The following is a 9,437-nucleotide window of genomic DNA, read 5'->3' as shown; positions in this document are numbered from 1 at the left end:
CGAGCGACCGGAACAGACCGTCACCCCGGCTCCCGCCGAGTCCCAACAGCAAGCACCGTATCGGTGCCTGCAGCAAGGATGGTGCCCTAGTGACCGGTACGGACCGGGCCACCGAGGCCTTTGTTGCCCATCGCAACCTTCTGTTCACCGTCGCCTACGAACTCCTCGGCTCGGCGGCGGACGCCGAGGACGTACTGCAGGAGACCTGGTTGCGCTGGGTCAAGGTGGACCTCGACACGGTGCTGGACCCCCGCGCGTACCTGGTCAGGATCGCCAGCCGCCAGGCCCTGCAACGCCTCCGCACCCTCGGACGGCGCAAGGAGTCGTACGTCGGACCGTGGCTTCCGGAACCGCTGCTCACCGCGCCGGACGTCGCCGAGGACGTCGAACTCGCCGACAGCGTCTCGATGGCGATGCTGCTGGTCCTCGAAACGCTCAAACCGACCGAACGCGCCGTGTTCGTTCTCCGCGAGGTGTTCGGCCTCGACTACGACGAGATCGCCAAGGCCGTCGACAAGACCCCCGAAGCCGTCCGGCAGGTGGCCCACCGAGCCCGCTCGCACGTGGCCGCCCGGCGCCCGCGCGGCGTCGTCTCCGCCAACGAGACCCGCGGCGCACTGGAAGCGTTCCAGCGCGCCGTGAACACCGGCGACCTGCAGGGCCTGGTCGACATCCTTGCTCCCGACGTGGTCTTCCTGGGCGACGGCGGCGGCGTGGTCCAGGCCCTCCCGCACCCGGTCGTCGGCGCCGAGAAGGTCGCCCGCCTCCTCGCGCTGGCCGTGGAACGACTGGCCGAAGGTTCGCTCGAAATCACCCAGATCAACGGACAACCCGCATTGATCCTTCGCTTTACCGACGAGGTCGACACGGTCACCGTCCTGCACGTCGAAGACGGCAAGATCGCCGGCCTGTACGCCGTACGGAACCCCGCCAAGCTCGCCCACCTCACGGAGGAGACCTTCCTGACCCGCTGAAAACTAGGCGACGTCGGGTCGTGTCATCAGCGGCGACCGCACGTGCAGCACCAGGTTGGGGCCGGTCAGCGGCACGGTGTTCCACGTCGCCACCGCCGTACCTGCGTCTGCGTCGACCACCAGCCGGATCCGGTGCGGAGTGGTGATGACGAAGAGCTCGGCGACGAACGTGTTGTCCTGCCAGGCGCCGGCCGCGACAACAGGGCGACCGAGCGGCGAACTCTCCCGCCATTCGCTGTGACCGACCTCGAATTCGAGAAGCGCCCCGAGTCGCAAGCGCCATCCACCGTCCGCGGGATCGACGATCACGGTGGTCCCGTCAGGCAGCGGCGAGTCCGCCGCGGAGCCGTCGAGTCTCGCCTTGATGGAACGGTCTGCGGCCGAACCCTGGACCGGCGCGAAGGACAACTGCTGCAGCCGATCCGCGAGCAGTTCGTCGTCCTCGGCGCTGCCTGGCTCATCCAGGCTGGGCAGCAGAAGTTCCCAGAACAGGCCGGGCAGCGTGTGGTCCTGCTCGATGGAGCTGGTCACCACGACCACCAGATCGTGGCCCGGGGCAACCACGCAGTACTGGCCGAAGGCGCCGTTGCCGTGGTAACCGTGCCGGGACATCCAGAACTGGTAGCCGTACCCGTACAGAAAGTCCGGGTTCCGCGCCTGGTCCGGGAGAGGCAGGGTGTCGACGTGCTTGGTGGTCGCCAGCTCCACCCATTCACGCGGGACGAGCTGGCGGTCGCGCCACCGGCCGCCGCGCAGCAGCAGTTCACCGAAGGCGGCAACGGCCTCGGTGGTGAGGTGCAGCCCGTGGAACCCGAACGCGGCACCGCTCGCCACCCGGTCCCATTCGGCGTGGTCGATGCCCATCGGCTTGAAGATGCGTTCGTCGAGCAGTTCCGGGAGGCCGCGGCCGGTGACCCGTTCCACCATCCGGGCCAGGGCGAACGTGGTCGAGTTGTCGTAGGTGTGCTGGGACCCCTCCGGCGCCGCGAACGGCGTACGGAGGAAGCCCTTCACCAGATCGCCCGGTTCCAGTCGCCACGCTTCTTCGAGGCTGTCGTCGGCGTGGCCGGCCGTCATGGACAGCAGGTGGTGAACGGTGATCCGGCGTCCCTGCTCCGAGATGTCGGCCGGTACGTGGTCGGGCAACACGTCGACCACTCGATCGTCCAGCGCGAGCAGTCCATCGGCGATCGCGAGCCCGACAGCGATCGAGGTGAACGACTTGGTGAGCGAGTAGAGCAGGTGCGGGCGGTCGGCCGAGTACGGCGCCCACCAGCCCTCCGCGACGACGTGCCCGCGACGTACGACCATGATCGAGTGACACTCGATCGATCCTTCGTCGAGCCGATCCAGCAACGCGACGATCGACCGGGCCGAACGCCCGACGCACCGGGCGTCGAACGCGGCAACAGGACAGGCATCGGTGGGGTGCTCAATTGAGTAGGTGGGTGGATTCGGGGACGGGGGTTAGTGGGGTGCCTGTGGTTAGGTAGGTGGTTAGGTTTTGGGTTACGAGGTTGGCCATGGCGGTTCGGGTGGGGATGGTGGCGGAGCCTACGTGGGGGAGGAGGACCGCGTTGGGGAGGGTGAGGAGGTCGGGGTGGACCTTGGGTTCGTGTTCGAAGACGTCCAGGCCGGCGGCTTGGATGGTGTTGGTGCGGAGGGCGTCGACCAGGGCTTGTTCGTCGACGACGGTGCCGCGGGCGACGTTGATGAGGATGCCGTCGGGGCCTAGCGCCTTGAGTACTTCGGCGTTGACCAGGTGGCGGGTGGTGTCGCCGCCGGGGATGACGATCATCAGGGTGTCGACGTCGGCGGCCATTTCGACGAGCGACGGGTAGTACTGGTAGGAGACGTCCTTCGGGCTGCGGTTGTGGTAGGCAACGGTGATACCGAAGGGCTGGACGCGGTCGGCGATCGCCTGGCCGATGCGGCCGAGGCCGAGGATGCCCATCCGGCGGCCGTGCATGGTTGCGCGGGTCAACGGGTACGGACCGCCGCCGGCCCACTTGCCGTCGCGGAGGTACCGCTCGGCTTGCCCCAGTTCGCGAACCGTCATCAGCAGCAGGCCGAGTGCGGTGTCGGCGACCTCGTCGTCCAGTACGCCGGGGGTGTTGGTGACCACGACGCCGCGTTCGGCGGCGGCGGTCGCGTCGATGCGGTCGTAGCCGACGCCGAAGCTCGCGACCAGGCGCACCGCGGGGAGGCGGTCGAGGTACGGGCCGTCGATCGGCGTACCGCCCGTGGCGACGGCGACGATCTCGTCCCGGCGGGCCGCGAGTACGGCGTCCGGGTCACTCTCCTCCCAGAGCCGGATCAGCTCGCAGTGACCGTCCAGCCCGGCGGCGACGGCTTCGTGCATCGGTCCTGGCATCAGTACGACTGGTAGTCCCATGGCTTCATCCTTGTCGACAGCCGCCACCGGTGCCAGGAATCCGACCAGCATCTGAACCAGAACCGAACTTCGCCCGAGCCCCCTTGCCTCGGCGGCCGAATGGACGACGATCAGGGGAGGAGGCCACCATGATCATCGACTGCGCTTACTACCGGGACGGACGCCGCCAGCACGTCGAGGCGATGTCGGTCGCGGACGCCGCCGCGAGCTGCCGGGCCGGCGGGTTCGTCTGGCTGGGCATGTACGAGCCCACCGCCGAGGAACTCACCGAGGTCCGGGAGAGTTTCGGCCTGCACGAGCTGGCCGTCGAGGACGCGCAAACGTTCCACCTCCGCCCGAAGGTCGAGCCGTACGAGGGCGACATCCGGCTCGTCATCCTGCGCACCGCCCGGTACGACGACGAGCGCGAGGAAGTGGACTTCGGCGAGGTCAGTGTCTTCGTCGGGCCGGCGTTCGTGATCACCGTCCGTCAGGGCGTGGCCAGCGACCTGCACGGCGCGCGGATCCGGCTCGAGCAGCGGGCCGAACTGCTGGAGTGCGGCACGAGTTCGGTGCTCTGGGCGATCCTCGACCAGGTCGTGGACGGCTACGGCCCGGTCGTCGCGGAACTGGAGCGGGACATCGAGGAGGTGGAGCGGACGGTGTTCGCCGGTTCGGTCGCCCCGACCGAGCGGATCTACTTCCTGCGCCGCGAGGTGACCGACTTCTACCGCGCCGTACACCCGCTGATCGCCGTACTCGCGACGCTCGAGCGCGACGCCCGCAACACCGCGCTCCTGCCGTACTTCCGGGACGTGCACGACCATCTCGTCCTGGTGAACGAGGAGGTCGCCGCTCAGCGCGACCTGCTCGCCACGGTCCTGGAGGCGAACATGGCGGTGATCGGTGTCGAGCAGACGAAGGTCAGCGTCCGGCAGAACGCGACGATCGAGCAGCTCACCATCCTCGCCACGGTCTTCCTCCCACTGACCTTCGTCACCGGCTTCTTCGGCCAGAACTTCGCGTGGCTGGTCGACCACATCGGAGCGGAATGGGACTTCCTCGCGCTGGGCGTCGGCGGCCTCCTGGTGCCCTGCATCGCCCTCCTGGTCTGGTTCCGCCGCCAACGAGCAGCAAGAAGAGAAGCCGCCTGAGGTAGCGGCCACCTTCTGTCCGCTACCCCGTCGATGCTGGACACATGACCAACACAGCAACGCTCTACGCGTACTTCGGCTATCGCGACGCAGTCGGTGCCCTCCGCTGGCTCGAGAGGGCGTTCGGCTTCGAGACCACGATGGAGGTCCCGGACGACAAGGGCGGCGTCATGCACGCCGAGATGCGGTACGGCGGTGTCGCGTTCACCCTGTTCACCGACGAGGAGGGCTACGACCGGCCCGCCCGCAAGGGCGAAACCGTCGGCCACGGGATGTACATCGGCTTCGACACGCAGGACGAGGTCGACGCCATCTTCGCGAAGGCAGCGGACTCGGGAGCCGAGGTGGTGTGGAAACCCGAACTGACCGAGTGGGGCAACTACCGCTGCCGCGTCGCCGACCCCGAGGGCTACGAATGGACCTTCGGCACGCACCGGCCCGGTCAGCCCGCCGCCTGGTAGTAATGGCTGCGTGGATCCGCGGCTGATCGTCATCAGAGGGAACTCCGGGTCGGGGAAGAGCTCTGTGGTGGAAGCGATCCGGGCGCTGTACGGGCGCGGCATCGCGTACGTCGAGCAGGACTACGTACGCCGTACCGTCTTCCAGGAACTGGCCGAACCCGACGGCGCGAACATCGACCTGATCGGCCAGATGGCCCGGTACGCACTCGCCCGCGATCATGGCGGAAACTTCTACTACCTGGACATTCCGTTCGAGGAAACGGTCCGCCGGCACTCGACCCGGGACAAGAAGAACGCGTTTCCGCGGCCGATATGGCGGACTGGTACCGGCCGAGGGATCTGCTGGAGCGGCCGCGCGAGACGGTGATCGACGAGTCGAGTTCGCTCGACGAGACCGTCCAGCAGATCCTTCAAGAAACCGGACTACGCGCCCCAGCCGCCGAGGTTCAGGTCGGCGACGACGATCGGCTGGCCGGTGGCGAGTGACTGGTTGGCCGCGATGCCGACTGCGACGGCGCGGACGCCGTCGTTGACGTCGGCGGCGCGGCCCAGCGGATCGTCGCCGGGACCGACGAAGAGGTCGGCGTAGATCAGGCGGTCGCCGCCGCCGTGGCCGCCTTCGCCGCGGGGGATCTCGACCTCGACGGCCGGCGCCCAGTGCTTCTGCAGCACGAGCCGCTCGCCGTTGGTGCGGACGTCGCCGGCGATCACGCGGTCGGACGGGTAGCTCGGGTCGATCTGGTCGTCGACGACCGCGGCCCGTTCGACCACTTCCAGTTCGGCGCGACCGAGCGTGCCGTTGACCGAGACGCGGTACCCCTCCCACGGCGAGTGCGCGTTCAGCGAGTAGCTCAGCCGCGCGCCGTTCGCGTACTCCGCGATTACGGACATGTTGTCCTCGATCGTGATCCCCGGACCGAACACGTCCTGGTCGCGCAGGTACCCGTCGTACTTCTCGCTCTCGTAGTAAAGCTGCCGATTCGTGTCGTCGGTGCGCAGATCGAGTAGCCACGGGTCGTCGGCGGAACCGTCGACCGTGCCGCGTGCCGGACGTTCGCCGAGGCCGCGGGCCGCCGCATTGTCGGAGCCGTAGAAGGCCAGCCCGCCGGACGCGAACACGCGGGTCGGCGTCGAGGCGATCCACCAGTTCACCAGGTCGAAGTGGTGGGACGCCTTGTGGACCAGCAGACCGCCGGAGTTCTTCTTCTCGCGGTGCCAGCGGCGGAAGTAGTCCGCGCCGTGCCGGGTGTCGAGCACCCACTGGAACTCGACGCTGGTGACCTGCCCGATCTCGCCGTCCAGGATCAGTTGCCGCAGCGCACTGTTCCGCGGTGAGTAGCGGTAGTTGAACGTGACGACGACGGACTTGCCCGACTCGTTCATCGCGTCGACGATCTGCCGGGTCCCGTCCGCGTCGATGGTCAGCGGCTTCTCGACGATCACGTCCGCGCCGGCCCGCAGCAGCCGCGACACGACCGTCGCGTGCGTGTAGTCGGGGCTGGTCACGACGACGCGGTCGACGGACTGCTCCTTGACCATCCGCTCCAGGTCGCCGGCGCCGTACTGCGGGAGCTCGGGGCCGCCGAGCTCGGTCAGCTTGCCCTGGTGGAACGCGAGCCGACCCGGGTTCGGGTCGAGCAGGGCGACCAGCTCCGCCTCCTCGGGGTGCTCCTGGAGGATCGCGCGGATGTACGACTGCGCGCGCGAACCGGTCCCGGCGACTGCATAGCGTCTGGCCACGGTGGACTCCTTCTACTCGTGTAGACGCAGACGCTAGCAATCGCTTTCCGGACCGGTCAACCGTCGTACCATCACTTCATGGCCAAGGATCCGGTGACCCGCAACGACGTGGCGCAGTACGCCGGGGTCAGTACGGCCGTCGTCAGCTACGTCGTGAACGAGGGTCCGCGGAAGGTCGCCCCGGAGACGCGTGAGCGGGTGCTCGACGCGATCCGCGTGCTCGGGTATCGCCCGAACGCGACCGCGCGGGCGTTGCGGATGGGTACGACGCGGACGTTCGGGCTGATCACGCCGGACGGGGGCAATCCGCTGTTCGCGGAACTCGCGAAGGCGATCGACCGGGAGGCGGCGGCGCGCGGGTACGTCGTACTGCAGACGAGCGCCGACGGGGATCCGGTCACCGAGCGGGCGAAGATCGCGGAGCTGCTCACGCGCCAGGTCAGTGGGCTCGTCCTGGTGGCGCCGACTGCGGATCCGTCATTGGACGACGTCGAGGTCCCGGTGATCGCGATCAACCGTGTACTGCCGACGGTCAGCTCGGTGCGACCGGCGTACCGCGAGGGCGCCCGCCGCGGCGTGGAGCACCTGATTGAGCACGGTCATCGCGTGATCGGCCTGGTGATCGGCGGCGCCGGCCACCCGGAGCGGGAGCTCGGTTGGCGGGACGCGCTCGCGGCGGCCGGTCTCGCCCTGGGGCCCCTCGCCCACGCGACCTTCAGCCGTGCGGGCGGACGTGCGGCCGGCCGGGAGATGCTGGCGGCAGACGACCGGCCGACGGCGATCTTCGCCAGCTCGGATCTCCAGGCTGTCGGGGTCCTCAGCGCCCTGCATGAGGCGGGTCTGCGAGTACCGGAGGACGTTGCGGTGGTGGCGTTCGACGGCACGTCCGAGACCGAGTACACCTGGCCGCCGCTGACCGTCGTACGTCAGCCGCTGGAGCGGATGGCCGAGGCCGCCGTCGGCCGGCTGATCGACGGCGAGCGGGCGATCGAGGAGATCACGTTCCCGACCGAGTTCATCCTGCGCAGGTCCTGCGGCTGCTAGAGGGTCCCGACATCCTCGAAGATCAGCGCCGTCCGGGTCGCGAGTACTTCGGGGATCGCCTGGAGCTTCTCGAGGACGAGGCGGCGGAGGCCTTCGTTGTCGGCGGCGCGGACCAGCAGGATCGCGTCGAAGTCGCCGCCGACCAGTGCCATGTGCTTGATCTCCGGGATCGCCTGGAGTTGTTTGCGGAGAGTGCGCCAGGAGCTCTGCCGGAGACTGAGGGTGACGTACGCCGACGTCGCCAGGCCGAGTCTGAGCGGGTCGACGGTGACTGTGAAACCGGTGATCACGCCGGTGTTCGTGAGCCGCTCGACGCGGGCGTAGGCGTTCGCGCGGGAGATGTGCACCTCGTCGGCGAGGGCCCGGATCGACAGCCGTCCGTCCCGGCCGAGCGCCTCGATGATCTGCCGATCGATCTCGTCGAGCGCCGGAGCGACGACAATCTGTCCAGGACCGGCCCGGTGGACGATCACCTCGTCGGACATTCTGCGGCCCCAATCTGTGTCCGGAACCCAAACGTCTCGCGATTCTTCCAGCTATAGATCCACTTGGCCAGAAGGGACGACCATGTGGCTACCGTCCGTCTCCTGCTGGAGTGACCATGACTACCGTCGAGGAGCGTTTGCTCCCCTCCGCGGACCCCGTCTGTCTGATCGATCAGTACGGCGTACCGCACGACCACCCGTCGTACCGGCTGCCCACCAAGCGAGCCCTGCTCGACGGCTACACACAGTTGATCCGGGGCCGCCGGTTCAACGACCAGGCGAGCGCTCTGGTCCGCCAGGGCCGGCTCGCGGTCTACCCGTCGTCGTTCGGTCAGGAGGCGTGTCAGCTCGCGGCGACGATGGTGCTGCGCGAGGGCGACTGGCTGTTCCCGACGTACCGCGACTCGGTGTCGATCATGAGCCGCGGCGTCGACCCGATCGAGACGCTGACGCTGCTTCGCGGTGACTGGCACTCGGGCTACGACCCGTACGAGCACAAGGTCGCGCCGCAGGCGACCCCGCTCGCGACCCAGCTCCCGCACGCGGTCGGGGTCGCGCACGCGGCCCGGTTGAAGGGCGAGGACACGGTCGTGATGGCGCTCGTCGGCGACGGCGGGACCAGCGAGGGCGACTTCCACGAGGCCCTCAACTTCGCGGCGGTCTTCCAGGCGCCGGTCGTGTTCTTCATCCAGAACAACGAGTACGCGATCTCCGTGCCGCTCGCCCGGCAGAGCGCCGCGCCGTCCCTCGCACACAAGGGCATCGGGTACGGCGTCCCGGGCGAACGCGCCGACGGCAACGATCTCGCCGGCCTTCTCGCCGTACTCGGACAGGCTGTGGAGAAGGCTCGCGCGGGCGAAGGTCCGCAGTTGATCGAGGCGCACACCTATCGCGTGCAGGCGCACACCAACGCCGACGATGCATCCCGGTACCGCCAGGACGACGAGGTCGCCCCGTGGCTGGAGCGCGATCCGATCAAGCGCCTCACGACGTACCTCGAGCAGCAGGGCTGGCTGTCCAGCGAGGTCAGGGAGCATGCGGAGGCCGGGGCCGTGCAGGTGGCCGCGCAGTTGCGTGACGGGCTGATGCCGGAGCCGTCCGTCGACCCGGCCGACCTGTTCGCGCATCTCTACGCCTCGGAAACCCAGCAGTTGCGTGAGCAGGCCGCATTCCTGCGCGACGAGATTGCCCGCGAGGAGGCCTGA

Annotated in this window: 10 protein-coding genes; 6 read left to right on the top strand and 4 right to left on the bottom strand. The window is 68.6% G+C overall.

Annotated features, from left to right (window positions below):
* Nucleotides 1-89: 89 nt before the first annotated feature.
* Nucleotides 90-974: an RNA polymerase sigma-70 factor gene (locus tag ACWF0M_RS36675; protein WP_452240367.1), complete on the top strand. Its 885-nt coding sequence runs from the start codon at nucleotides 90-92 to the stop codon at nucleotides 972-974.
* Between the two features lie 3 nt (nucleotides 975-977).
* On the opposite strand, the gene ACWF0M_RS36670 is transcribed toward ACWF0M_RS36675, so the two are convergent.
* Complete coding sequence (locus ACWF0M_RS36670; RefSeq protein WP_452240366.1) at nucleotides 978-2,330, bottom strand: serine hydrolase domain-containing protein; 1,353 nt, start codon at nucleotides 2,328-2,330, stop codon at nucleotides 978-980.
* A 76-nt stretch (nucleotides 2,331-2,406) separates the two neighbouring features.
* Nucleotides 2,407-3,369: a 2-hydroxyacid dehydrogenase gene (locus ACWF0M_RS36665; protein ID WP_452240365.1), complete on the bottom strand. Its 963-nt coding sequence runs from the start codon at nucleotides 3,367-3,369 to the stop codon at nucleotides 2,407-2,409.
* Nucleotides 3,370-3,497: 128 nt separating this feature from the next.
* Here ACWF0M_RS36665 and ACWF0M_RS36660 point away from each other — a divergent pair, with 128 nt between their 5' ends.
* From ACWF0M_RS36660 to ACWF0M_RS36650, 3 genes are read left to right on the top strand one after another with little or no spacing between them, the layout of a single operon-like run.
* Nucleotides 3,498-4,502, top strand: coding sequence for a magnesium and cobalt transport protein CorA (locus ACWF0M_RS36660; protein ID WP_452240364.1), 1,005 nt, complete (start codon nucleotides 3,498-3,500; stop codon nucleotides 4,500-4,502).
* 44 nt (nucleotides 4,503-4,546) lie between these two features.
* Nucleotides 4,547-4,963, top strand: a complete 417-nt coding sequence (locus ACWF0M_RS36655) for a VOC family protein (protein WP_452240363.1) — start codon at nucleotides 4,547-4,549, stop codon at nucleotides 4,961-4,963.
* A gap of 10 nt (nucleotides 4,964-4,973) precedes the next feature.
* Entirely contained in the window at nucleotides 4,974-5,330 is a 357-nt protein-coding gene (locus tag ACWF0M_RS36650; RefSeq protein WP_452240362.1) for a hypothetical protein, read from the top strand.
* A 56-nt stretch (nucleotides 5,331-5,386) separates the two neighbouring features.
* Here the strand turns inward: ACWF0M_RS36650 and ACWF0M_RS36645 are convergent, their stop codons facing one another.
* Complete coding sequence (locus tag ACWF0M_RS36645) at nucleotides 5,387-6,703, bottom strand: Gfo/Idh/MocA family protein (RefSeq protein WP_452240361.1); 1,317 nt, start codon at nucleotides 6,701-6,703, stop codon at nucleotides 5,387-5,389.
* 78 nt (nucleotides 6,704-6,781) lie between these two features.
* On the opposite strand from ACWF0M_RS36645, the gene ACWF0M_RS36640 reads away from it, so the two are divergent.
* On the top strand, nucleotides 6,782-7,747 hold the full coding sequence (locus ACWF0M_RS36640) for a LacI family DNA-binding transcriptional regulator (protein WP_452240360.1): 966 nt from the start codon (nucleotides 6,782-6,784) through the stop codon (nucleotides 7,745-7,747).
* Here ACWF0M_RS36640 and ACWF0M_RS36635 read toward each other — a convergent pair.
* On the bottom strand, nucleotides 7,744-8,232 hold the full coding sequence (locus ACWF0M_RS36635) for an Lrp/AsnC family transcriptional regulator (RefSeq protein ID WP_131335678.1): 489 nt from the start codon (nucleotides 8,230-8,232) through the stop codon (nucleotides 7,744-7,746). The two genes, ACWF0M_RS36640 and ACWF0M_RS36635, sit on opposite strands and share 4 nt — an antisense overlap.
* Nucleotides 8,233-8,348: 116 nt before the next feature.
* On the opposite strand from ACWF0M_RS36635, the gene ACWF0M_RS36630 reads away from it, so the two are divergent.
* Entirely contained in the window at nucleotides 8,349-9,437 is a 1,089-nt protein-coding gene (locus tag ACWF0M_RS36630; RefSeq protein WP_452240359.1) for a thiamine pyrophosphate-dependent dehydrogenase E1 component subunit alpha, read from the top strand.

The organism is Kribbella sp. NPDC055110, from assembly GCF_053607525.1.
The sequence above is the reverse complement of the archived record's forward strand: the minus strand, read 5'-3'. Positions and strand labels throughout refer to the sequence as shown.